This window comes from Neobacillus novalis NBRC 102450 (assembly GCF_001591805.1).
GTDB lineage: Bacteria > Bacillota > Bacilli > Bacillales > Cytobacillaceae > Neobacillus > Neobacillus novalis.
In genome coordinates this window covers 214206-239386 of record NZ_BCVP01000005.1, presented here as the reverse complement: position 1 = coordinate 239386, position 25181 = coordinate 214206, and the positions used below count along the sequence as shown (strand labels likewise).

Below are 25181 nucleotides of genomic sequence, written 5' to 3'. Positions count from 1 at the left end.
AAAATGCCGGGAGCCTATGGCCAAATGCCAGCGGGTTACGGAGGAACGCCAGGATCCTATGGTCAGATGCCAGCGGGTTACGGAGGAACGCCAGGATCCTATGGTCAAATGCCAGCGGGTTATGGAGAAATGTCAGGATCCTATGGTCAGATGCCAGCAGGTTACGGAGGAATGCCAGGAGCCTACGGTCAAATGCCAGCGGGTTACGGAGGAACGCCAGAATCCTTTGGTCAGATGCCGCCAGCAGGTTACGGAGGAATGCCGGAGTCCCTTGGCCAAATGCCAGCAGGTTACGGCCAAATGCCAGCAGGTCAAACGCCAACAGGAAGAAACGGAAATCCGTACGGGATGGGAACACCATACGGTTACCCGCAAATGAGTGGTTCAGGACCACAAGTACCGGACTTTGAAGCTTCACAAGGAGCTGCAACAGCAGCAAGGGCTCAGGCGCCATACATGCAGGCACAGAGCCTCCCAGTTGGATCAGGGGGTGACTGCGGCTGCGGCGGTCCAGGACCTTCCATGGACAAAATGCAGCCAGCTGGAGCACGTCCTAATGAATTACCAGCAAACTTTGTCCCGCCAACTCCGCCTATTTACAGTGCACCATATACAGGACCTGTAAATACAGCACAGCCTCCATATATGAATCCATATGGAATGAGTCCGGCTGGAGCAAATTACGGTATGCCAGGTTACCGTGATGAAAGCGATTAACCCGTCTAAGAACCAAAAGGGAGACGATGATTATCTCGATCGTCTCTTCTCTTATTTTCAGTCGCAGTTTTATGAAAAAATAATTCAGCTGGTCCCGATTCGAAAGTCGGTTTTTTTTCTAAAAACCGTTAAAAATACTTATATTGTGAAAGGGTATCATACGAACCGCAGACTAAAACTCCAAGAGGCTTTTACAGCCACACTGAGAAAAGAAGGGTTTAATAAGACCTATCAATATTTAGCTTCCCCGGTGAGAGCTCAGCTGTTTTTTGAAGGAACCTATTTTGGCTGTATGGAGTATATTACTCCCGATAAAACCGCTTTTTCGTTTCATACTCAAAACGAACGGCAAGAAGGAATGGCACTCCTTGACCAATTCCACAAGGCGACAGCGTCGTTTGAAACTCGGTACCGAACATTACTTCCAAAAGGAAATTTAATTGAAAAATGGAGAGAGCGGTTTACGATTTTCTCAACTAATCTTCCCTTTCTCAGATACTTTATTAATGAACCGTTTATCTCAGAAATGGCGTCATGGGCTAATTGGTCATTAGATGGAATGGAAAAAAATAGCGACTATTTTAAAAAGAAACCGTTTGTCATCCTTCATGGTGACTTGGCCCATCATAATTTTTTACGGGATGAACAAGGGAAGCTGCATTTAATTGATTTTGATTTAATCAGCATCGGTACTCCTGCATTGGACTATTTACAATATGCCAATCGGATACTTCCCTATATTGACTGGTCATTTGAGAAGCTCAAGACTAGCAAACAAATGCAGAAATATTTGGAAGCTGAGGCTTTTTTATACGCCCTCGCCTTTCCGGCTGATATATTTCGGGAATGGAATCGAATGATTCGCGAAAAAACATATACGGATGATGTGAAATTTAGGCAGGTCATGGATTTATCAATCGGCCAGTTTTATACGCGGAAAAAATTTATTGACCATTTAATAAATCAGCTGAACTAAACATTGCTTTGGTGATTTCTGGCAGAATGAATTCCCCTCGAAAATAACACCCTATAATTGAGCATATCAACCATGCTCAGAAGTTATTTATGAGGGGGTTTTTCGCTTGAACAAGAAACAGTGGATGATTCCTCTTTCGGCCCTAATCATAATGGGCACAGCGGGCTGCGCCAAAGACAATAATCGTGCGGGTGTTAATAACTCAACTAACAATTCGTTACGGCAGGTTGGTTATTATTCAAATGAAAACCACCCGAATAATGGAAATGATTTGTTTCGAGATAATGATGGTGCGATAACGGAAATGATGGACCATACACTTGGCGATGAGGACAAGCTCTCAAACGAACAGAAAAGAAGGCGGCTGCAAACAAGAGACAAAAATGGGAATCCAATAAATCCAACAAAGCCATTAGCTTCAAAAGATCGTAATTTTTTTCAGCGGGATGATCGTTTTAGTACGAGTGATATGAATTATCACGGTCATTTGAATAAAAATATCCGAAATACTGGGGTAGTGACCGACCCAAAATTCCAGGATGATTTTTCAAATAAAATTAGAGATAAAGTAGCAAGCATTAACAATGTTAGCGATGTTAGATCTGTATCCTATGGAAATACGATTATGGTTGCGGTGAAGTTAAATGATAATCGCAAAGCAGCCGCTACCAAAAGGGCGATTAAGAATGCAGTGAAGCCTTATGCTGATGGGAAAACGGTCAACGTTATGATTGATGAAGGCGCCATTGGCAACGACGCCAACAAAGAAAATCATATACAGCGCAATAAAGGCGGAAGATAATCTAAAGGGGCAAAGCGTCCAAGCTTTGCCCTTATTAAATTGCCTAATTCACCTGCGGATAAAAAGGCAAATTAAGGCTAAAATAGTACTGTAAAGGATGTTCAATATTTAACAAATAAGAGGTGAGCGCCATGAAGTTCTATTGGATAGCAATGTCTCGGTTATGTATGCCTGTATTCGCTGTTATTCTCTTCATGTTTATCGGCGGGGCACCGTTCATTGTGAATACAGGCTCCGCTGCCCAACTGGATAGCCATCAATCACAGCAAAAGGTTGAACCGCTAAACATAACGGTGATTTTGGAACGAGTTTATCTCGATGGAGAAATCAGTCAAGAAGTAATCCATGAGACATGCTGGTCAATGGAGAATTTTTGGGCAAGGTATGACCAGTGGCAGCTTACCGGTACGGATGAATCGACTTATGTTTTTAGGAAACAGGTGGACGATATTTCCCCATTACTGAAAGCAAATGGCTTTTTTGGTATTTCCGAAAATGGGGTGTTGACGATTTTTAATGGCAGGCCCGATCAATCACGTATTATTCAATCCTTTTTTCAAATAGATATCAAAAGGCTGGAAAGTAATAAACAGGAACAACTGATCCAAGGCATCCCAATCAGGTCGAAAGATCAATATGTGCAAGTTTTAGAAACATTTAAGCCCTATTCAGTAGAAAAAGAATAGAAATTTCCTAAAAACAGACTGATTAAGTGAAATCAGCCTGTTTTTTTTTGCTTGAATATAGGAATATTAGTATTTCTTCCGGTCTATCGGCGAATATCGGGAGTCTATCGGCGAATTTTCACCTTCAATCGGCGAATCTACTTAACTGAATAATTCGACCTTTCCTCAAGCCGCTATTTTCTACAACTAACATGAATTTGTATGGTAGAATGAAAGACAGTGAACCAACCAGGGGAGAGAATACGATTGTACGAATTTATTAAAGGAACCGTCGATTTTGTCGGTCCGGAATATATTGTGATTGAAAACAACGGGATTGGTTACCAAATATCAACACCAAATCCGTTTATTTTTGCTAGTAAAATGGAAACAATGATTACCATCTATACTTATCATTACGTTCGCGAGGATACAATCGCCTTATATGGCTTCGAAACAAGAGAAGAGAAAAAGCTTTTCACAAAATTATTAAATGTTTCAGGCATCGGGCCGAAAGGGGCACTAGCGATACTTGCTTCCGGTGAGGTACAGCAGGTGGTCACAGCGATTGAAAACGAAGACGAAAGCTTCCTCATCAAATTTCCCGGCGTCGGCAAAAAAACAGCCAGGCAGATGATTCTTGACCTAAAAGGAAAATTGCAGGATATCGTTCCTGACTACTTCCCGAATTTATTTAATTCAGATACACTTCCACTACATACACAAACAGATAACACGGCTCTAGAAGAAGCCATCCTTGCCCTGAAAGCTCTTGGCTATTCAGAAAAAGAAATAAAAAAGATTTCACCAGAGTTAAGAAAAGAACAGCTGACCACAGACCAATACATTAAAAAAGCCCTGCAAAGGCTTTTAAAATAGGTGATGTTCCATGGAAGAACGAATTATTTCGAGTGAAGTGAACGAGAGCGATCTCAGTTTTGAACAAAGTCTTAGACCACAAACCTTAAAGCAATACATTGGACAGGATCAGGTGAAGGGCAATCTAGAAATATTTATCAAGGCAGCCCGTCTCCGTAAGGAAACGTTAGATCATGTTCTTCTATATGGTCCGCCCGGATTGGGGAAGACAACACTTGCGGTTATTATCGCCAACGAAATGGGAGTGAATATCCGGACAACCTCAGGACCGGCAATTGAAAGGCCGGGTGATCTGGCTGCCATCTTAACAGCATTAGAGCCGGGGGACGTTTTATTTATTGACGAAATTCACCGGCTGCCGCGGACGATTGAAGAGGTGCTATATCCGGCGATGGAGGACTTTTGCCTTGATATCGTGATTGGCAAAGGCCCGAGTGCGAGGTCCGTCCGCCTCGACCTGCCGCCATTTACCCTTGTCGGTGCTACTACACGGGCAGGTTCGCTGTCCGCGCCGCTCAGGGACCGATTTGGAGTTTTGAGCCGTCTCGAGTATTATAAGGAAGATCAGTTAAAAAATATTGTCATCAGAACGGCTGAATTGTTCGGTACCGAAATAGACGACGCTTCAGCCGCAGAAATTGCCCGGAGAGCAAGGGGGACCCCGAGGATTGCCAATCGTCTGCTCCGCAGGGTGCGAGACTTTGCTCAGGTTAAAGGAAATGGTACAATTGACCTTGCCCTCGCAAGGGAAGCTCTAGAACTGCTTCAGGTTGACCGCCTTGGTTTAGATCATATTGATCACAAGCTGTTAAAAGGCATTATTGAAAAATTCCGCGGCGGCCCCGTTGGTCTTGATACGATTGCCGCATCCATCGGTGAAGAATCGGAAACGATTGAAGATGTGTATGAACCGTATTTATTACAAATTGGTTTTTTACAACGGACACCACGGGGACGAGTGGTCACCGGAGCCGTATACGACCATTTTGGTATCGAGATGCCAGCCCAATGATTCGTTATTTTAAAAAGATTAGGATGTTATAATATGAAAGTAGATTTATTTGATTTTCATTTGCCTGAAGAATTAATTGCCCAAGTACCGTTAAAAAATCGGACTGACAGCCGATTGATGGTCTTGAATAAAGAAACAGGCGAAATCAAGCATGAAGTTTTTAAAGATATTTCTGAGTATTTGCGTGAAGGGGATTGCCTTGTCTTAAATGACACTAAGGTATTGCCTGCACGCCTTTTTGGCGTCAAACCTGATACAGGGGCCAAAATAGAGGTCCTGCTGCTGAAACAGCTTGAAGGTGACCAATGGGAAACCCTTGTGAAGCCGGCCAAACGGGTGAAGGTAGGGACCGAAATTGACTTTGGCGACGGCCTGCTTACTGCCGTTTGCACAGGAACCTCTGACCATGGCGGCAGGGTGTTTGAATTCAAATACGAGGGGATTTTTTACGAGGTGCTTGATCAATTAGGTGAAATGCCGCTGCCCCCCTACATAAAAGAGCAGCTCGATGACCGCGATCGATACCAAACGGTGTTTGCCCGTGAACCTGGGTCCGCGGCAGCACCGACGGCAGGGCTTCATTTTACAGAAGCACTATTGGCTGAAATTAAAGAAAAAGGTGTCCATATTGCGTTTATCACCCTCCATGTCGGCCTTGGTACGTTCAGACCTGTAAATGTTGATGATGTGTTGGAGCATGATATGCATTCGGAATTTTATATCGTAACGGAGGGGACAGCCCGGCTCCTAAACGAGGTAAGAAATAATGGCGGCAGAATCATCACCGTTGGGACGACCTCAACAAGAACGCTGGAGACCATTGCTTCCGCTAATGAGGGACAATTTGTCGAAGGAAGCGGCTGGACTAATATTTTCATTTATCCAGGCTATGAGTTTAAGGCAATCGATGGCATGATTACCAACTTTCATTTGCCAAAATCAACCTTGATTATGCTCGTCAGCGCCTTAGCCGGCAGAGAAAATATTTTGCATGCTTACAATACAGCTGTTACCGAGCGCTATCGGTTTTTCAGCTTTGGCGATGCAATGTTCATCAGCTAAGGTTATAAATGGTGGCTTGGACAGCTATATAGGTTTTGCATTAGGAAGGAGACAACAATTTGACTGCAATTCGTTATGAATTAATTAAAACATGTAAACAAACAGGGGCACGGCTTGGCCGCGTACATACACCGCACGGATCTTTTGATACACCTGCCTTTATGCCGGTTGGAACACTGGCGACTGTGAAAACGATGTCCCCTGAAGATTTAAAAGAAATGGGCGCCGGGATTATTTTGAGCAATACCTACCATTTATGGCTCCGCCCCGGACATGAAATCATTAAAGAAGCAGGCGGACTTCATAAATTTATGAACTGGGACCGGGCAATCTTAACGGATTCCGGCGGGTTTCAGGTCTTCAGTTTAAGCGAATTCCGCAAAATTGAAGAAGAAGGGGTTCATTTCCGCAACCATATGAGCGGGGAGAAATTATTTTTATCGCCGGAGAAAGCGATGGAAATTCAGAATGCCCTTGGCTCGGATATTATGATGGCCTTTGATGAGTGTCCACCATATCCGGCTACATTCGATTATATGAAAAAGTCAGTTGAACGGACATCGAGATGGGCGGAACGCTGTTTAAATGCGCACGCGCGCCCTGAAGACCAAGGTTTATTTGGCATCGTCCAAGGGGGAGAATATGAAGAGCTCCGCAAACAAAGTGCAAGAGACCTGACATCTCTTGATTTCCCTGGATATGCAATCGGGGGCCTGTCGGTGGGCGAACCAAAAGACATCATGAATCGAATGCTTGAATACACGACCCCGCTATTACCGCCCAATAAACCCCGCTATTTAATGGGGGTAGGTTCACCGGATTCATTAATTGACGGCTCGATCCGCGGAATTGATATGTTTGACTGTGTGCTGCCAACAAGGATTGCCAGAAACGGTACCTTGATGACAAGTACGGGCCGGCTGGTTGTGAAGAATGCACAATTTACGAGGGATTTTGGCCCGATCGATGAAAATTGTGACTGCTATACATGCCGAAATTATAGCCGTGCTTACATTCGTCACTTAATTAAGTGTGACGAAACATTCGGAATTCGATTAACGTCTTATCATAATCTCTATTTTCTGTTAAGATTGATGGAGAAAGTCAGACAAGCCATCATGGAAGACCGGCTTGGTGATTTCCGCGAAGAATTTTTTGAACGTTACGGCTTCAATAAACCGAACGCGAAAAATTTCTAATAGATACTTTTTGAAAGGAGGGAAACAGTTATGGCAGGCAGTCTTGGAACAATTGGTCCATTAATATTAATGTTTGTGTTGTTTTATTTCTTATTAATCCGCCCGCAGCAAAAACGCCAAAAATCAGTTCGACAAATGCAAAACGATTTGAAGAAGGGTGACAAAATCGTCACGATTGGTGGATTACATGGTATTATCGACTCTATCGATGATAATAAAGCTGTAATTAAATGTGGAGATGGAAGCCGTCTTACCTATGACCGCAATGCAATTCGTGAAGTCACGGAAGCAGGCGGAGAGAGCGTAAGCCTTTCAAAGTAACAGATAAAAAAGGAAGCCATTGGCTTCCTTTTCTTTTTTACGCCGACCGCCGCGAATTATTCGTTGCGATATTAACCCCTAAAATTCCACCCATCATCGCGATTAAGGTATAGCAAGTGTGGTAGATTACTTGCTGTGTGTCAAACAAGCGATCATAGCCCAGGTATTGAAATAAAAAAACCACTAGCGAGTAAATAAGCCCAGTTATTCCGCCAATAAGCCAGCCTTTTTCTTTGCGCTTGCCACCGGAAAGAAAACCGCCCCCAAATAGCGCGATAAATGATAAAGCCGTTATGATATATTGAAGCGATCCCTCCCCGGCGGACGTAAACCTTAGTATAAATGCAAATATCAGGCTGCAAAGCACAGCAAATGCAAAGATAAAAATTAATCCGTACAAAATAGATGTACCAAAGCTTTTTGATTCGATTTTAACTCCCCCCTTTAGCATCCTCCCAGGCCGTTTTCCTCTTTCCTCTACCAGGCCAGGCCGTAGATACAAAATTCTTTCCTAGTACAAGCGTATTCGTGAGAAGAGAAAAGTAGAATGAAATTTTGTCTGCTTTTTACAAAAGAAAACGAATGATTCGCCGAAAACTAGCGGACAATAGTACTGAATGGATAAAAAGGGGCGATTAGTAAGTGGATGTTTATTTGAATATTATTTTTCGAACCGTATTGTTATATTTACTGATGCTAGTCATTTTCAGGATCATGGGGAAGCGGGAAATTGGCGAATTAAGCGTCCTTGACCTAGTCGTTTTCATCATGATAGGTGAGATGGCTGTTATTGCAATTGAGGATACGAAGGACCCGCTATTACATACGGTGGTACCGATGGTTCTCTTGATGTGTATTCAAATCACGCTCGCGATCATTTCGCTGAAAAATAAAAAATTTCGTAATCTTGTTGATGGGCAGCCAAGTATCATCATCAATCGAGGAAAAATTGACGAGGACGCAATGAAAAAGCTCCGCTATAATTTTGATGATTTAATGTCACAATTAAGAGAAAAGGACATTAGAAGTATTGGAGATGTTGAATTTGCCATTTTAGAAACCTCGGGCAAACTATCTGTATTAGAAAAAATTGACGACCCGTACCAACCTAAGACTCCTGCTAATAATGGTGATATTACCATCCCGCTCATTATGGATGGAACGATTGAGGAAGAAAATTTAAAAAGGATAAACAAAACCAATCTATGGCTCCGCCAAGAACTTAAAAAAAAGGGTTATCGTGACATTAAGAAAATTTCCTTTTGCAGTTATGAAAACGGCAAATTTTTCATTGATACCCATGATTGAAGGAAGAGACACGCCGAAAAAACTTGTATGAATCTTTGACTTTGAGAATTGTCCAGCTCCAGCGCCCTAGCGGCTAGTGTCCTTCGCTCTCCGCCCTACGATAAGTCAACATCGAATCGCTCCGCTCTTCGTGTTTCCTTTATCTCAGTTGGAGCGCTCCAGGCCATACGCCGCTGACCAGGGCGCTTACGCTTTTCTTATAATAACTTCCCAATCCACGGAATCCGGTGGAGTTCATCCTTTTTAATCAGTCCGAATAGCAGGAGCATGACAATATAGGAAATCCCCATGCCAGTGATCGAGCATAGCATCCTTAGCAGCAAATGCTCACTTAAGAGGATATTCTCAAATAACCAATATCCTAACCAGCCGGAGGCACCCATGACGAGAAAACCTTTTAAATAATCGCGAATGTAAAATGGAAAGGTAACCTTCTTCAAAACAGTGGCAAAGTGAAGAACCGTTACTAACACAAAGCCGACAATAATTCCGAGAGCTGCCCCCGTAATGCCGAAGGAAGCCTGTGAGGCAAGGAAAAAGATCACAGCTGTTTTGACAACGGCGCCAATAAGACTATTGATCATCGCCGCTCTGGCGAGATTTAACGCCTGGAGAACAGCCTGTAGTGGACCCTGGTAGTAATAAAACAAGAAGAACGGCGCCATTAACCGAATAAAGTAGGACCCTTTCGTTGAGCCATACATTAACTGCATGAGTGGGTCGGCCAATACATAGAGGACAATGACGGCAAGCCCGCCGGTTAAAAACGTTAATCTTAACGCCTGCTGGAGCCGATAGCCGATTAATTTATGGTTATTGCGGGAATTGGCCTCGCTGATGGCAGGAACCAATGATGTTGCTAATGAAAAGGTGACAAAGGATGGGAGCATTAACAGCGGCATCGCGTAGCCGGTCAACAACCCATATAGTTTAGTCCCGTTCACCGCTAAAACACCTGCTAGAGCTAAGCTGTGGGCAACGACGATTGGTTCAAAAAACCAGGCGACAGAACCAATCATTCTGCTTCCCATGGTCGGTAAAGCAATTTCCATTAAATCGTGAAACGTCTGCTTTCCTTTTTGAGCAAATTGGAAAAAATTCTTTCTAAGCGGAAAACGCTTTTTCAATTTGAAGGTCGTCATTAGGTAGACCAATGATACTAGTTCACCTAAAACGGATGCCGCCATTGCCGCCGCAGCCGCATAATGAACGCCATAGGGAAGAAATGCTTTTGTCATCACGGCAATTAAGGTAATTCTGACAACCTGCTCTAAAATCTGCGAAACGGCTGAGGGCCGCATATTTTGTCTTCCTTGAAAGTAACCTCGTAACACAGAAGAAACGGCGATAATTGGAATAGCCGGAGCAATCGCAATTAACGGATAATAGGTCCTTGGGTCAGTGAACAGTGTCGTTGCTAGAATGGGTGCCAGCAGGATGATGGCCGGTGTAAGAATGATCGATAAGCTAATCGTAGTGGCCAGGGAAACAACAAGGATTTTTTTTATTTCAGGATAATCACCTCTTGCCTCAGCCTCGGCAATATTTTTTGAAATCGCCACCGGAAGACCCAGCTGTGTAATGGTTACGACAAGAATAAAGGTGGGATACGCCATCATGTATAAGCCCACGCCTTCTTCGCCAATGCTCCGCGCTAAGACAATCCGATAAATAAAACCGAGCACCCTGGTAATGAATCCGGCAATTAATAGGATAAAAGTCCCCTTTAAAAACTTCGACATGCTAATTCCCACCTTCTCAAAAAAGAAGAATTCATATACAATTAACTATATGCAACGTGGTGGACAAAGCATGACAAGTAGTAAGACCTTTTTGAATGCAAGTAACTTTAGGGGGCAGAGTGAATGGATAATAGCCACAGATACGATTATTTTCGTACCCAGGTACAGCCGGCAATAGCAAGTAAACTTTCAGAGTTTCGCTTACTCGGTTACAATTCGGTAACGGAACAAGAGCTTTGGGATTTCTTAATTAAGAAAAAGTGGAAGAAGGTAAAGGATGAATTAATGCTGCACGAAATTATCCAAGCAATTCTCTCTGTTAAGGTAAGTGATTATCTCAGCTTCGCAGCCATTGAGACATATAAAACGGCTGAATTCTCATTTGATGATGAAAATGAATTGAAAGAGTTATTGAAATAATCCCGCCATTTTCAAATTGACAGCATTTCTAACTTATTCCATAATAGTAGCAGTGACTTTTTAATTATTTGGACGTAAAAGTGCTAAGGCACAGGCACTAAGGAGGAACATTACATAATGGTAAAGCGCAGCAGAATTATTGCTTTCTTTCTTCTGGTTCTCATTATCGGAAGCACAGCGGGAGCAACAGCAAAGAACGTTGTAAACAACATTAAGCTAGGACTTGACCTACAAGGCGGATTTGAGGTTTTGTACGAGGTTGAGCCGGCGAAAAAGGGACAAAAGATTGATAAAGACGTTTTAGCTAGTACAGCTCAAGCGCTCGACAGACGGATCAACGTCCTAGGGGTAAGTGAACCGAGTATTCAAATTGAAGGAACAAACCGAATCCGCGTTCAGCTTGCGGGGGTTACTGACCAAAACGAAGCTCGTGAGATTTTGTCTACCCAGGCAAATTTATCCTTCCGCGATGCAAATGACCGTCCAATGATGGACGGCACAGACTTAAAACAAGGCGGGGCAAAGCAGACTTTTGACGAAACTGGTGCACCAAGTGTTTCTTTAACATTAAAGGATGCGAATAAATTCCGCAAAGTATCTGAAGAAATTATGAACACGAATCCAAATGTCCTTGTTATCTGGATGGATTTTGTAGAAGGAAAAGACTCCTTTAAAACAGAGGCAGCAAAACCAAATCCAAAATATATATCAGCTCCAACTGTAAAGCAAGTATTTAATCAAAATACGGTTTCAATTGTAGGCAGTTTTACAACAAAAGAAGCAAATACCTTGGCATCGCTTTTAAATGCTGGTTCATTACCAGTCAAGCTTACGGAAGTGTATTCTACTTCTGTCGGTGCAAAATTTGGAGAGCAAGCATTAAATGAGACGATTTTTGCAGGAATCATCGGTGTCGCCATCATTTTCTTGTTTATGATTTTCTATTATCGTTTTCCAGGATTCATTGCAGTTGTTGCGTTAAGTTTTTATATTTACTTGATTCTATTGGTTTTTGATTGGATGAATGGAGTTTTAACACTGCCGGGAATTGCCGCGATTATTCTGGGGATTGGGATGGCAGTTGACGCGAATATCATTACCTACGAGCGGATCAAGGATGAGATAAAAGTTGGTAAATCGATTAAATCAGCATTCCAGGCTGGTGAAAACCATGCGTTTCGGACCATTCTTGATGCCAACTTGACAACGATGTTGACTGCGGCTGTATTATTTTTCTATGGGACAAGCTCCGTAAAAGGGTTTGCTACCATGTTACTCGTGAGTATCTTTATGAGTTTTCTCACCGCTGTTTACGGCTCGAGGTTTATGTTGGGACTATGGGTTCACAGTGGATTATTTAATAAGAAACCTAGCTGGTTTGGCGTGAATCCGGCCAAAATTCATAACATTGCTGAAAATTTTGATACAATCGATCTTCCAACCAGATTTGATAAGCTGGATTTTATTAAAATGAAAAATAAATTCTTCGTTTTTTCAGGTGTACTTCTAGTTGCTGGAGTAATCATACTTTCGGTTTTCCGTATGAACTTAGGAATTGATTTTTCAAGCGGAACGCGTGTAGAAATTCAATCAAAAACACCTTTAACAACGACACAGGTTGAAAATGCTTTTGACAAGCTTCATTTAAAAACGGATGATGTCGTTATTTCTGGTGATAAAAATCAAATTGGTGCCGCTCGAATGGTTGGTGTTTTATCGAAAGATGAAATAGCCCATTTAAAAGCAGAGATTAAAAAGGAATTCGGCTCAGAGCCGAATGTCAGCACTGTTTCGTCCGAAGTTGGGAAAGAGCTGGCGAAAAATGCCTTTTACGCCGTTTTGATTGCATCGATAGGAATAATTCTCTACGTTACGATTCGATTTGAATTGTATATGGCGATTGCGGCCGTTATTTCCTTGCTTCACGATGCGTTTTTTATCGTTGCTTTCTTCAGTCTTACAAGACTTGAAGTCGATTTAACCTTTATTGCTGCTATTTTAACAATTGTTGGTTATTCGAACCACGATACAATCGTAACCTTTGACCGGATTCGTGAAAACCTGCATAAGAAAAAGCGTCTCAAAACCGTTCAGGAGATTGCTGACGTTGTAAATGTTAGTATCCGTCAAACATTAACGCGTTCGATCAACACTGTTTTAACCGTATTAATTGCTACTGCAAGCTTAATGATTTTCGGAAGTGCGTCAATACGCAATTTCTCTATCGCCTTGTTTGTAGGATTAATTGTCGGTGTATACTCTTCCCTTTTTATCGCAAGTTCACTATGGTTTGTTATGAAATGTAGAGAGCTAAAGAAAAAGGGAGTTATTAAAACAGAAAAGGTTAAAAAGAAATATTCAGATCAACCACAAGTGTAATTTTTTGAAAAACCGCAGAAGCTCTGCGGTTTTTCTTTTTCGCCGATCGGAAAGTAATACTTTCCGATCAGGCATAAGTGCAACTACGCCTCATGAACCGCCTAACGGCTCGCCAATCGGCTCGCCAATCGGCGAGTTTTCTATATTGAAAGCTTTTTAACGCTCCTGTATAATAAGAAAGTCTGAGGGGTGAACAAGCAAATGTTAAAGTCAAAATCAAGATGGATTGTTCGCAGTTCTGATCATAATCTAGTAAAGCTGCTAGCAGATGAATTGAAAATTACACCTCTAGTTGCGTCGCTGCTTGTCAACCGTGGCTTAGACAGCCTAGAATCTGCACGGTATTTTTTATTTGGCAAGGATGAATTTCATGACCCTTACCTATTAAAAGGGATGGATATTGCAGTTAACAGAATTCGAGAGGCAATTGATAAACAAGAATCCATCCTTATTTTTGGTGATTATGACGCTGACGGTGTAAGCAGTACATCGGTGTTGATGATTACCCTTCGTGACCTGGGAGCAAATGTACAATTCTACATCCCTAATCGCTTTACTGAAGGGTATGGGCCGAATGAATCAGCCTTCCGTCAAGCGGCGGAAAATGGAATAAAGTTAATTATTACTGTTGATACTGGAATATCTGCTCTCCACGAAGCAGCAGTGGCAAAAGATATCGGAATTGACCTAATTATTACCGACCACCATGAACCGGGGCCGGTCTTACCAGAAGCACTTGCGATTATTCACCCAAAGCTTCCTGATAGCCATTATCCATTTCGGGAACTAGCAGGAGTGGGAGTTGCCTTTAAACTCGCCCATGCCCTTTATGGTGAAGTTCCTGAGCATTTACTTGAAATTGCCGTCATTGGAACGATTGCCGATTTAGTTTCATTAAAAGGTGAAAATCGGCTGATTGCGAAAAAAGGGCTTGAAAAGTTAAAGGCTACGAAAAATATTGGCCTTAAAGCGATTTTAAAATTGGCTGGGGTCGATCCGCTGTCAATAAATGAAGAAACCATTGGATTTACACTTGCACCAAGGATTAACGCCGTGGGCCGCTTAGAAGATGCAGACCTCGCAGTTCAGCTTATCCTCACTAGAGACCCGGAGGAAGCACAGCATTTAGCGGAAGAAATGGATGCGTTAAATAAGACAAGGCAAGCGATTGTTAATGCGATTACCGCTGAAGCAATTGAAGAGGTGGAAACAAATTATTCAACTCCGTCCAATAAGGTTCTCGTCATCGGTAGAGAAGGCTGGAATGCCGGTGTCATTGGCATCGTCGCCTCAAGGCTTGTAGATAAGTACTACCGGCCAACGATTGTGTTAAATTTTGACCCGGATAAAGGGGTCGCAAAGGGATCTGCCCGGAGCATTGCCGGCTTTGACCTGTTTAAAAATTTATCGACCTGCCGTGAGATTCTTCCTCACTTTGGCGGCCATCCGATGGCTGCAGGAATGACCTTGAAATTAGAGGATGTTGCTGAGCTCCGCACAAGATTAAATAGCCTTGCTGAGGAGCAGTTAACGGAAGCGGATTTTGTCCCCGTAACCTATCTGGATGAGGAAATCCGTCTAGAAGACATTAGTTTATCGACAGTCGAAGAAATGAGTCTGCTTTCTCCTTTTGGAATGGACAACCCTAAACCAAAAGTTTTAATAAATAATGCTGCTATTGCCAGTATGAGAAAAATTGGCAGTGAACAAAACCATTTAAAGGTGTTAGTGAATGAAGCTGATGCCAATCTTGATGGAGTAGGTTTTGGGTTAGGATCTTTAGTTGACCAAATTTCACCTGCTTCAAAAATTTCATTCATTGGAGAATTATCTATTAATGAATGGAACAATATACGTAAACCACAAATTTTCATTCGCGATATCGCGGTGAATTCTTGGCAGTTATTTGACTATCGCGGGCAAAAGCGAATAAGCACCATTGCCGGGTCCGTACCTGCTGAAAACAGGAAATTCATTATTTTTAATAAGGAACATCTAGAAAAAATGAGCCCTGAATTGATGCCTGAGACGATTCATGTTCAAGATATCGAAGAAGCAAAAGCTCTCAATTGTAACCAGGCAAATATCGTCTTAGTTGACTTCCCGCCCTCAAAAGAGATTCTTGAGGTTTTATTAAAAGGGAAACAGCCGGCAAGGGTGTATGCGTATTTTTATAAGCAATCCAGTGATTTCTTCAGCACGATTCCAACCCGTGACCATTTTAAATGGTTCTATGCCTTTTTAGTAAAGAAAGGTCCAATTGATCTTAAGCGATATGGCGAAGATATCGCCAAACATCGCGGCTGGTCACAGGAAACGATAAACTTTATGTCAAAGGTGTTTTCTGAACTGGATTTTGTTACAATAAACAATGGATTTATTTCTTTAAAAACCGGCGCGCAAAAGCGTGATTTAAGTGACTCTAGGACTTATCAAACTAAGCAGAAGCAATATGCTCTTGAACGGGATTTATTGTTTTCGTCCTTCCAAGATTTAAAGGGCTGGTTCGATCAAATTATCCAAGAGTCGGTAGAAACTGAGGAGGCAATAACAGAATGGATTTAAAGCAATTTATTACCATCGTACCCGATTGGCCAAAGCCAGGAATTAAATTTAAAGATATTACCCCATTAATGAATGATGGTGAAGCATATAAATATGCAACTGACCAAATCGTTTCTTATGCAAAAGAGAAACAAATTGATATCATTGTAGGACCTGAAGCTCGTGGCTTTATAATTGGATGTCCCGTTGCTTATTCGCTGGGAGTAGGCTTTGCCCCAGTCCGTAAAGAGGGCAAACTGCCGCGTGAAACGATTAAAGTAGGCTATGGCCTGGAATACGGAAAAGATGTACTGACGATTCATAGGGATGCAATTAAACCTGGACAACGCGTGTTAATAACGGATGATTTGTTAGCAACCGGCGGTACAATTGAAGCGACGATTCAATTAGTGGAAGAGCTCGGCGGAGTAGTTGCTGGTATCGCTTTCTTAGTTGAGTTAAGCTATTTAGATGGCCGGAAAAAGCTTGACGGCTATGATATTTTAACACTTATGCACTATTAAAAAATGAGCTAGAGGGCACTCAGATGAGGGTGCTCTCTTTATATAATATAAAAATAATTTTCGACACATCTCGATATTTTTCATAAAATACTTCACAATCTCTTTACATCTTCGCTATTTTTTTCGATAATAGAAACAATCATTCTAATTTTGTAACAATATTTCTAAAAATAACATTGAATAATAAAATGAGACGAAAATAAAGGTGATTTCATGGCGAATGATCAAGTGTTAACAGCCGATCAAGTCATCGACAAGACCAAGACCTATTTAAATGAGGAGCATGTTGAATTAGTTAAAAAAGCGTATGAATTCGCTAAACATGCTCATCGTGAACAATATCGAAAATCGGGGGAGCCGTACATTATTCATCCCATCCAGGTTGCAGGGATTCTAGCTGACTTGGAGATGGATCCTGCAACGGTTGCTGCGGGTTTTCTTCACGACGTCGTGGAAGATACAATTGTATCCTTAAAGGATATCGAGGAAGCTTTCAATGACGAAGTGGCGATGCTTGTCGATGGGGTAACGAAACTAGGGAAAATTAAATATAAATCTCACGAGGAACAGCAGGCTGAGAACCACCGAAAAATGTTTGTGGCCATGGCTCAGGATATTCGAGTGATTCTGATTAAGCTTGCTGACCGTTTGCATAATATGCGAACACTGAAGCATCTTCCTGTGGAGAAACAGCGCCGAATTTCAAATGAGACACTTGAAATTTTTGCCCCTTTAGCACATCGTCTTGGTATATCTAAGATTAAATGGGAGCTGGAAGATACAGCATTAAGATATTTAAATCCGCAGCAATACTACCGGATTGTTAACTTAATGAAGAAGAAGCGGGCGGAACGGGAGCAATATCTCGAGGATGTCATCGAAGAAGTCAAAGCGCGGATGGGCGAAGTTTCCATTAAGGCAGAGCTTTCCGGCCGTCCAAAGCATATTTACAGTATTTATCGAAAAATGGTTTTACAAAATAAACAATTCAGTGAAATCTATGATTTGCTTGCAGTCAGGATTGTAGTCAACAGTATTAAAGATTGCTACGCGGTTCTTGGCATTATTCACACTTGTTGGAAACCGATGCCCGGCCGCTTTAAGGATTATATTGCGATGCCGAAGCCGAATATGTATCAATCGCTGCATACAACCGTGATTGGACCGAAAGGCGACCCGCTTGAGGTGCAAATTCGTACCTATGAGATGCACCAGATTGCCGAATTCGGGGTTGCAGCGCACTGGGCTTATAAAGAAGGCAAAGCCATCAGCGACAGCTCTTCTTTTGAGCAAAAATTAACCTGGTTCAGGGAGATTCTTGAGTTCCAAAATGATACCGCCAATGCCGAAGAGTTTATGGAGTCATTGAAAATTGACCTGTTCTCCGATATGGTGTTTGTGTTTACGCCAAAAGGCGATGTCATTGAGCTGCCCTCTGGTTCTGTTCCAATCGATTTTGCCTATCGCATCCACTCGGAAATAGGCAATAAAACAATTGGTGCCAAAGTGAACGGCAAAATGGTGACGCTCGACTATCAACTGAAGACCGGGGATATTATTGAGATATTAACCTCGAAACATTCCTATGGTCCAAGTCAGGATTGGCTGAAGCTGGCACAGACTTCGCAGGCGAAAAACAAGATTCGCGCCTTCTTTAAAAAGCAGCGCCGTGATGAAAATGTCGTCAAAGGGAAAGAGCTAGTTGAAAAAGAAATCCGTAATCTGGAGTTTGAGCTGAAAGAAATATTAACATCAGACAATCTGAAAAAGGTTGCGGAAAAATTTAATTTTTCCAATGAAGAAGATATGTATGCGGCCGTTGGCTATAACGGGGTAACGGCCTTGCAGGTGGCGAACCGGTTAACGGAGAAATGGCGCAAGAAACGCGACCAGGAACAGTCAGAGAGCATTACCAATGTGATTTCGGATTTAAAAACATTTCCATCTAGTAAGAAACGGGAATCCGGCGTCCGCGTCCAAGGGATTGACAATCTGTTAATTCGCTTATCGAGATGCTGTAACCCTGTTCCTGGCGACGATATTGTCGGCTTTATTACCAAGGGCCGCGGCGTCTCCGTTCACCGCTCTGATTGTACGAACATTGACTCGAATGATGCTCAAACGAGGCTAATTCCGGTCGAGTGGGAATCTTCCTTAAATGACCGGAAGGAATATAATGTGGATATCGAAATCAGCGGCTATGACCGCCGCGGTCTGCTAAATGAAGTGCTTCAAGCCGTAAATGAGACGAAAACAAATATTTCTGCCGTCACCGGTAAATCAGACCGCAATAAAATGGCGACGATTAGCATGTCGATTGCAATTCACAATGTTAACCATTTGCAAAGGGTAGTTGAAAGAATTAAACAAATTCCGGATATTTATTCGGTTCGCCGGATTATGAATTAAGGAGTATTGGTATGAGAGTAGTTGTTCAACGCAGCAAAGCCGCACGGGTAACGGTTGCCGGTGAAGTAACAGGTGAAATTACCAAAGGGCTTGTCCTGCTTGTCGGTGTGACCCATGACGACAAAGAAGAGGATGCGGCTTACTTAGCTGATAAAATTGCTAATTTACGGATCTTTGAAGATGCAGATGAAAAAATGAATTTGTCATTATTGGATGTCGGCGGTGAAATTCTTTCCGTTTCACAATTTACCCTTTACGGCGATTGCCGTAAGGGGAGAAGACCAAGTTTCATCGAGGCAGCTAGACCAGAGCAAGCTGTGGGACTTTATGAAGCTTTTAACCGGCTCCTGCGTGAAAAAGGTATTCGCGTTGAAACAGGTCTGTTCGGCGCCATGATGGATGTTGAATTAACCAATGACGGTCCAGTGACGTTGATCGTGGAAAGTAAGGCATAATAAAAGGCTTGGCACTTTAGATTTAGTGCCGAGCCTTTTTATATTTATTCAATTACTTTTAAAATACCTTGCTAATCCATCATACAATCCTGTTGCGGCACTTTCTTGGAAGCCGCTCGATTTTAACGTCATTTCTTCTTCAGAATTACTCAAATAACCAAGTTCCATGAGGACAGCCTTTTGGCTATTTTCACGAATTACATGGAAATCACCAAAGCGGACGCCGCGATTTTTCAATTTCGTTTGCCCTACAGTTGAAGCATAAAGCGTATCAGCAAGTGACTTTTGATAAGAATGATAATAATAGCCGGTCATACCACGGACACTGCGATCTAAATTACTGTCATAATGCAGGCTGATAAACGCATCAGCATGATAACTATGTGCAGTATTTACTCGGGATGGAAGCGGTAGGAATGAATCATTATTTCTAGTTAAATAGACATTTGCTCCAGCAGACCTTAATTTATCATACAAAAGCTTAGCTGTTCGCAGCGTTAATTCCTTTTCTAATGTTCCTGCTGCCCCTGTAGCCCCGTTATCCCCGCCGCCATGTCCTGGGTCGAGTACAATGGTTTTATTTTTCAGATAACCTTCTGCTCCTGACTTGACAATCTGCGCTTTCGTGCCGTTTGTTGAAACTATCCAGCCAGCAACAAAGCCCGTTTTACCGTTCTTCAGTTTCACTTCATACCAGTCATTCGCTAAACTTTGTACTGAGAAGGTATCTCCTTCGTTAGCCAGCTCCACAACATCCGATTGAACATTGGGCGCTTTGCGGATATTTGTTCCATTTTGCAGAATGGTTACTTTGCTTTCCTTCACAGCTTGTCCAGTATTGGTTTTCACTGCTGACTTTTCAAGATACCAGCCGGCAACCCAGCCAAAACTACCAGACTTAAACTCTATTTTTGCCCAATTATTATACTCTTCCAAAATAGTAAAGCTTTGGCCCAGTGATACCGTGCCAATGATGCTTGAATCCAATGATGCTCCTTGGCGGACACTAAGACTGCCGGCAGTTACCGTCCCATTCATGCCGCTCGATTCTTTCTTTGGGTTGTCCTTTGCTGGGCTTGAGGCAGATGTGTCAATAAACTCCGCACTAACCCAGCCTCTTAGTGTGGAAAAACCAACCTCAAGCCAATTATTTTGTTTCGAATAAATGGTTACAGTCGTGCCTTTTGTTAATTTTCCAACCAACGTGCTTGAAGAAGACGGCTCTTTGCGAACGTTTAAGGTATCACCATTCACCACGCCGCTGCTTGCGGTCTTCGCAGGCGGAGGTGCTGGAGTATTTTCCTGCTTAACGGTTTTATACTCTAAAAAATCTCTTGCAACCCAGCCTTCAGTGGATGCTGAGCTGATTTTACACCAGTTTTCATTTTGGTCAAGTACCGTTACTTGCTGACCTTTATTCAAGAACCCGGCGATCGGAAAGCTTGTCCCAGGTCCCGAACGAACCCGTAATTGATCTGTTTTGGCAGCGGCGCTTGTGCTTTTTGAACCCGAAGCCTGGGCGGTACTGGCTGTTTTCGCCGCATTTTCTTTTGAGACAAGCCAATTGACGACCCAACCCGTTTTTCCAAATGATAATTGAATTTCAATCCAATCATCTTTTTCTGATACAATTGAATACTTTTCGCCCCGTTTTGCTACTTTTATAAGGGGATAGCTTAAGCCTGGGCCGCCGCGAACATTGACAGTATCAGTGGAAATGGTTATAGAACCGGTTGCAGCGATACTTTTCCCCTGCGGCAGGAAGGCCCCGAAAATAAGAATGATGCTTACTAGCAGCAGGTTGAATTTTTTGAACATCGACACCCTCCTTTGCTGTTTGTCCAGCTCCAGCGCCTAGGGGCTCGGGTCATAAGCCAATCAGTCAAGAAGGTTAAAGAACAACCTTCTCGCCTGCTCGTCTTATGCCGGTCGCCCCTGGACAAGGCGCTTACGCTTTTCTACTTCTTTTATTTTAGCGTAAACATGAGTGAAAATCATTCCTAAAATGTTAAATAAGGGCAACAAAGCAACAAATTACCCATCTTTCATGATTTTTTTCCGCTTGTGTGGAAATAATAACGATAAAGAAGAAGGAGACAGGGGTGATTTATGTGCGATCAAGTGAAAAGGGAATGAACATACAATCAATGGATGGCCGTCTTTTTGGTGTCGATTTTCATGATTTTATTCAAAAAGAACAGCAGTCAAATTCGTTTGAGCTAGCTTCTGAATTCGGTTTATCGATAGGCGATGTCAGAAAGTTAAAAAAACATTTAGAAAGGTCGTAAAACGCTCTTGACATTGCGTACAATGCTACGTATTATTATATAAATATAAAACAAATAGGGAAATAACCATTGATGGAGCATAGTAATTAAGCTAACCCATGAAAAGAGAGGAAATGCCTTAGGCTGAAAGCATTTCTGCATGTGCCTTAATGAATGAACACTCCGTAGGCTTCTCTCTGAAAAAGCCCAGGCTCTAGTAGGAGAAGGACGTAGCAGGCGTTAACTGTTTAAGAGGAATAGCTTTTTTTGAAGGCTATTCAACTAGGGTGGCACCGCGGGAACACAAACTCTCGTCCCTTGTATTTATTACAAGGGATGGGAGTTTTTTTATTTTTCGTTAAAAAATTTTTACATAAATCAGTTTTGAAAAGGAGGTTTCTGCTATGTCGATAAGCATTCCAAGAGGCACGCAGGACATACTGCCAGGAGAAGTAGAAAAGTGGCAGTTGATTGAAGCAAAGGCGAGAGAACTTTGCGAAAAATATCAATACCAAGAAATTCGCACCCCGATTTTTGAATCGACCGAATTATTTTCACGAGGGGTTGGCGACAGCACTGATATTGTTCAAAAAGAAATGTACACCTTTGAAGACCGCGGAAAGCGCAGCATCACGCTTAGACCGGAAGGCACCGCTGCAGTCGTTCGCTCGTTTGTCGAGAAAAAAATGTTCGGCTACGCTAGCCAGCCTGTAAAACTTTATTACATGGGACCGATGTTCCGCTACGAACGCCCGCAGGCAGGCCGCTTCCGCCAATTTGTCCAATTTGGCGTTGAGGCGCTCGGCAGTAACGACCCGGCTATTGATGCCGAAGTCATTTCGCTGGCGATGAACCTGTATAAAGAAATGGGTTTGCGGAAACTGAAACTAATCATCAACAGCCTTGGCGATAAAGAGAGCCGTATCGCACACCGTGATGCGCTGGTGAAGCACTTCCAACCAAGAATCGGCGAGTTTTGCCATGACTGTCAAAATCGTTTGGAGAAAAATCCGTTGCGAATCTTGGATTGTAAACAGGATCGTGATCATGAATTAATGAAATCTGCACCTTCTATCTTAGAATTTTTAAACGATTTTTCTAAAGCATATTTTGAAAAATTACAGCAGTATTTAACCCAGCTCGATATCCCGTTTGAAGTTGATGCCAACTTAGTCCGCGGCTTAGATTATTATAATCACACTGCTTTTGAGATTATGAGCAACGCGGAAGGCTTCGGGGCGATTACCACATTATGCGGCGGCGGACGTTATAATGGTTTAGCGGAAGAGATTGGCGGTCCGGAAACACCAGGAATCGGCTTCGCTTTAAGCATTGAACGGTTTATTGCCGCTCTTAATGCAGAAGGAATCGAATTGGAAACGGATCAAGGGATTGATTGTTACCTTGCTGCTCTCGGGGAGGAAGCGAAGGATTACACGGTAGGACTCCTGCAGCAGCTGCGCATGGCTGGTATTTCAGCGGAAAGAGATTACTTGGATCGAAAATTTAAGGCTCAATTTAAAGCGGCGGACCGCCTGAAAGCCAAGTATGTTGCCGTTCTTGGCGAAGATGAGCTTAAGAATAAAAAAATTAACTTGAAAAATATGGCGACGGGTGACCAAGTTGAAATAGAACTTGATTCATTTGTTCGTTATTTTCAAGGGTTAAAGGGGGAGTAACAATGTTTGGAAGATCGTATTTTTGCGGCGAAGTACCAGAGTCTGCAGTTGGTGAAAAAGTTACGTTAAAGGGCTGGGTGCAAAAACGACGCGACCTTGGCGGCTTAATTTTTATCGATTTGCGCGACCGTTCAGGTATTGTTCAAGTTGTCTTTAATCCTGATTTATCAAAGGAAGCCCTTCAAACAGCGGAAAAAATCCGCAGTGAATTTGTTCTTGATATTGTCGGGACAGTCGTTGCACGTGAAGCTGGGACTGTTAATGAGAACCTGAAAACAGGTAAAATTGAAATCCAAGCGGATACAGTAACGATTATCAATGAGGCGAAAACGCCACCGTTTACGATTTCTGATAATACGGATGCATCAGAAGATGTTCGCTTGAAATATCGTTATTTAGACTTCCGCCGCCCAGTCATTTTTGAAACATTAAAAATGCGTCATCAGGTGACGAAGCAAATTCGCGATTTTCTCGATGGCGAAGGCTTCCTAGATATCGAAACACCAATTCTGACAAAAAGTACGCCAGAAGGAGCACGCGATTATTTAGTCCCAAGCCGTGTTCATCCCGGTGAGTTCTACGCGCTGCCGCAATCACCGCAGCTGTTTAAACAATTGCTGATGGTAGGCGGAATTGAGCGCTATTACCAAATTGCCCGCTGTTTCCGTGACGAGGACCTGCGTGCCGACCGCCAGCCTGAATTTACACAAATCGATATTGAAACAAGCTTCTTAAGCCAAGAGGACATCATGGGCATGATGGAAAAAATGATGACTCAGTTGATGAAGGAAGTAAAAGGTGTGGAAGTGCCGGCAGCCTTCCCGCGAATGACTTACGATGAGGCGATGAGCCGTTTTGGTTCCGATAAACCGGATACCCGTTTTGGCCTTGAGCTTGTCGATGTATCAGAAATCGTCAAGGATTCAAGCTTTAAGGTGTTTGCCGGTGCAGTTGCCGGTGGCGGACAAGTAAAAGCCTTGAATGTAAAAGGTAGTGCAGATAAGTATTCCCGTAAAGATATTGATGCGTTAACCGAGTTCACGGCTGTTTATGGCGCGAAAGGTCTTGCCTGGTTAAAGGTGGATGCAGAAGGTCTGAAGGGACCGATTGCGAAATTCTTCTCAGCTGAAGATGCGCAGGCACTTAAAGCGACTCTTGAGGCTTCGGAAGGGGACTTACTTCTGTTTGTTGCCGATAAGAAAAGTGTTGTCGCAGACGCCCTTGGTGCGTTAAGACTTAAGCTTGGAAAAGAATTGGGGTTAATCGATACAAGTCTTTTCCACTTCCTTTGGGTGACGGACTGGCCGCTGTTTGAGTACGATGAGGAGGAAGGCCGTTATTATGCTGCCCACCATCCATTCACGATGCCATTTAGGGAAGACCTTGCATACCTGGAGTCTGACCCTGGAAAGGTCCGTGCCCAAGCCTATGACCTTGTCCTGAACGGCTATGAGCTTGGCGGCGGATCGCTGCGGATTTTTGAACGGCCAATTCAGGAAAAAATGTTCAGTGTCCTTGGTTTTTCACCGGAAGAAGCGAAGAAGCAGTTCGGCTTCTTAATGAATGCCTTTGAATATGGAACACCACCGCACGGCGGAATCGCGCTCGGTCTTGACCGCTTGGTCATGCTGTTAGCCGGCAGCTCCAACTTACGCGATACGATTGCCTTTCCAAAAACTGCTAGTGCAAGCTGTTTATTAACAAATGCCCCGGGTGAAGTTTCCGAGGCCCAATTAGTTGAACTAAACTTGTCACTAAATGTTAAAAAATAACAAGAATTCGCTTTCATAAAACCTTGAATCAAGCGTAATAATATGATAA

General features: G+C 42.8%; 22 protein-coding genes and 1 other annotated feature. Of the genes, 19 read left to right on the top strand and 3 right to left on the bottom strand.

Annotated features, from left to right (window positions below):
* From BANVL01_RS04550 to yajC, 9 genes are all read left to right on the top strand, one after another.
* Nucleotides 1-717: polyadenylate binding domain-containing protein (locus BANVL01_RS04550; protein ID WP_439951337.1), on the top strand; the 717-nt coding region annotated here is incomplete at its 5' end.
* Complete coding sequence (locus BANVL01_RS04545; RefSeq protein WP_066090457.1) at nucleotides 704-1693, top strand: aminoglycoside phosphotransferase family protein; 990 nt, start codon at nucleotides 704-706, stop codon at nucleotides 1691-1693. The genes BANVL01_RS04550 and BANVL01_RS04545, both read left to right, overlap by 14 nt.
* 106 nt (nucleotides 1694-1799) lie before the next feature.
* Nucleotides 1800-2495: a YhcN/YlaJ family sporulation lipoprotein gene (locus tag BANVL01_RS04540; protein WP_066090454.1), complete on the top strand. Its 696-nt coding sequence runs from the start codon at nucleotides 1800-1802 to the stop codon at nucleotides 2493-2495.
* Between the two features lie 131 nt (nucleotides 2496-2626).
* Complete coding sequence (locus tag BANVL01_RS04535; RefSeq protein WP_066090451.1) at nucleotides 2627-3181, top strand: intercompartmental signaling factor BofC; 555 nt, start codon at nucleotides 2627-2629, stop codon at nucleotides 3179-3181.
* A 246-nt stretch (nucleotides 3182-3427) separates the two neighbouring features.
* Nucleotides 3428-4039 carry a Holliday junction branch migration protein RuvA gene (gene ruvA, locus BANVL01_RS04530; RefSeq protein WP_066090448.1) on the top strand — a complete coding sequence of 204 codons (612 nt, stop codon included), beginning with the start codon at nucleotides 3428-3430 and terminating at the stop codon, nucleotides 4037-4039.
* A 10-nt stretch (nucleotides 4040-4049) separates the two neighbouring features.
* Nucleotides 4050-5051 (top strand): Holliday junction branch migration DNA helicase RuvB, encoded by a 1002-nt coding sequence (gene ruvB / locus BANVL01_RS04525; RefSeq protein ID WP_066090445.1) that lies wholly within the window; start codon nucleotides 4050-4052, stop codon nucleotides 5049-5051.
* Nucleotides 5052-5084: 33 nt separating this feature from the next.
* Nucleotides 5085-6113, top strand: coding sequence for a tRNA preQ1(34) S-adenosylmethionine ribosyltransferase-isomerase QueA (queA, locus tag BANVL01_RS04520; RefSeq protein WP_066090442.1), 1029 nt, complete (start codon nucleotides 5085-5087; stop codon nucleotides 6111-6113).
* Between the two features lie 59 nt (nucleotides 6114-6172).
* Nucleotides 6173-7312 (top strand): tRNA guanosine(34) transglycosylase Tgt, encoded by a 1140-nt coding sequence (gene tgt / locus BANVL01_RS04515; RefSeq protein WP_066090439.1) that lies wholly within the window; start codon nucleotides 6173-6175, stop codon nucleotides 7310-7312.
* A gap of 30 nt (nucleotides 7313-7342) precedes the next feature.
* A complete protein-coding gene (gene yajC, locus BANVL01_RS04510; protein ID WP_066090436.1) occupies nucleotides 7343-7633 on the top strand; it encodes a preprotein translocase subunit YajC in 291 nt (96 codons plus the stop codon).
* A 37-nt stretch (nucleotides 7634-7670) separates the two neighbouring features.
* Here the strand turns inward: yajC and BANVL01_RS04505 are convergent, their stop codons facing one another.
* Nucleotides 7671-8084, bottom strand: coding sequence for a TIGR04086 family membrane protein (locus tag BANVL01_RS04505; protein WP_066090433.1), 414 nt, complete (start codon nucleotides 8082-8084; stop codon nucleotides 7671-7673).
* A gap of 191 nt (nucleotides 8085-8275) precedes the next feature.
* On the opposite strand from BANVL01_RS04505, the gene BANVL01_RS04500 reads away from it, so the two are divergent.
* A complete protein-coding gene (locus tag BANVL01_RS04500) occupies nucleotides 8276-8941 on the top strand; it encodes a DUF421 domain-containing protein (protein WP_066090431.1) in 666 nt (221 codons plus the stop codon).
* Nucleotides 8942-9138: 197 nt separating this feature from the next.
* On the opposite strand, the gene spoVB is transcribed toward BANVL01_RS04500, so the two are convergent.
* Nucleotides 9139-10683 carry a stage V sporulation protein B gene (spoVB, locus tag BANVL01_RS04495; protein WP_066090428.1) on the bottom strand — a complete coding sequence of 515 codons (1545 nt, stop codon included), beginning with the start codon at nucleotides 10681-10683 and terminating at the stop codon, nucleotides 9139-9141.
* 123 nt (nucleotides 10684-10806) lie between these two features.
* On the opposite strand from spoVB, the gene BANVL01_RS04490 reads away from it, so the two are divergent.
* The 6 genes from BANVL01_RS04490 (at nucleotide 10807) to dtd (ending at nucleotide 19414) form a co-directional block, all read left to right on the top strand.
* Nucleotides 10807-11103: a post-transcriptional regulator gene (locus tag BANVL01_RS04490; RefSeq protein ID WP_066090425.1), complete on the top strand. Its 297-nt coding sequence runs from the start codon at nucleotides 10807-10809 to the stop codon at nucleotides 11101-11103.
* Nucleotides 11104-11220: 117 nt separating this feature from the next.
* A complete protein-coding gene (secDF, locus tag BANVL01_RS04485; RefSeq protein WP_066090422.1) occupies nucleotides 11221-13482 on the top strand; it encodes a protein translocase subunit SecDF in 2262 nt (753 codons plus the stop codon).
* A 201-nt stretch (nucleotides 13483-13683) separates the two neighbouring features.
* Nucleotides 13684-16047 carry a single-stranded-DNA-specific exonuclease RecJ gene (gene recJ, locus BANVL01_RS04480; RefSeq protein WP_066090419.1) on the top strand — a complete coding sequence of 788 codons (2364 nt, stop codon included), beginning with the start codon at nucleotides 13684-13686 and terminating at the stop codon, nucleotides 16045-16047.
* A complete protein-coding gene (locus BANVL01_RS04475; protein ID WP_066090416.1) occupies nucleotides 16038-16550 on the top strand; it encodes an adenine phosphoribosyltransferase in 513 nt (170 codons plus the stop codon). Before recJ ends, BANVL01_RS04475 begins: the two co-directional genes overlap by 10 nt.
* Nucleotides 16551-16763: 213 nt before the next feature.
* Nucleotides 16764-18959: a RelA/SpoT family protein gene (locus BANVL01_RS04470; RefSeq protein ID WP_066090412.1), complete on the top strand. Its 2196-nt coding sequence runs from the start codon at nucleotides 16764-16766 to the stop codon at nucleotides 18957-18959.
* 11 nt (nucleotides 18960-18970) lie between these two features.
* Nucleotides 18971-19414 (top strand): D-aminoacyl-tRNA deacylase, encoded by a 444-nt coding sequence (gene dtd, locus BANVL01_RS04465; protein ID WP_066090409.1) that lies wholly within the window; start codon nucleotides 18971-18973, stop codon nucleotides 19412-19414.
* A 48-nt stretch (nucleotides 19415-19462) separates the two neighbouring features.
* Here dtd and BANVL01_RS04460 read toward each other — a convergent pair whose 3' ends face one another.
* A complete protein-coding gene (locus BANVL01_RS04460) occupies nucleotides 19463-21232 on the bottom strand; it encodes an N-acetylmuramoyl-L-alanine amidase family protein (protein ID WP_066090406.1) in 1770 nt (589 codons plus the stop codon).
* Between the two features lie 284 nt (nucleotides 21233-21516).
* Here BANVL01_RS04460 and BANVL01_RS04455 point away from each other — a divergent pair, with 284 nt between their 5' ends.
* From BANVL01_RS04455 to aspS, 3 genes are all read left to right on the top strand, one after another.
* Nucleotides 21517-21702: a hypothetical protein gene (locus BANVL01_RS04455; RefSeq protein WP_066090403.1), complete on the top strand. Its 186-nt coding sequence runs from the start codon at nucleotides 21517-21519 to the stop codon at nucleotides 21700-21702.
* A gap of 60 nt (nucleotides 21703-21762) precedes the next feature.
* Nucleotides 21763-22003: a binding site (T-box leader), on the top strand.
* Nucleotides 22004-22085: 82 nt separating this feature from the next.
* Nucleotides 22086-23360 carry a histidine--tRNA ligase gene (hisS, locus tag BANVL01_RS04450; protein WP_066090400.1) on the top strand — a complete coding sequence of 425 codons (1275 nt, stop codon included), beginning with the start codon at nucleotides 22086-22088 and terminating at the stop codon, nucleotides 23358-23360.
* 2 nt (nucleotides 23361-23362) lie between these two features.
* On the top strand, nucleotides 23363-25132 hold the full coding sequence (aspS, locus tag BANVL01_RS04445; RefSeq protein WP_066090397.1) for an aspartate--tRNA ligase: 1770 nt from the start codon (nucleotides 23363-23365) through the stop codon (nucleotides 25130-25132).
* Nucleotides 25133-25181 lie beyond the last annotated feature (49 nt).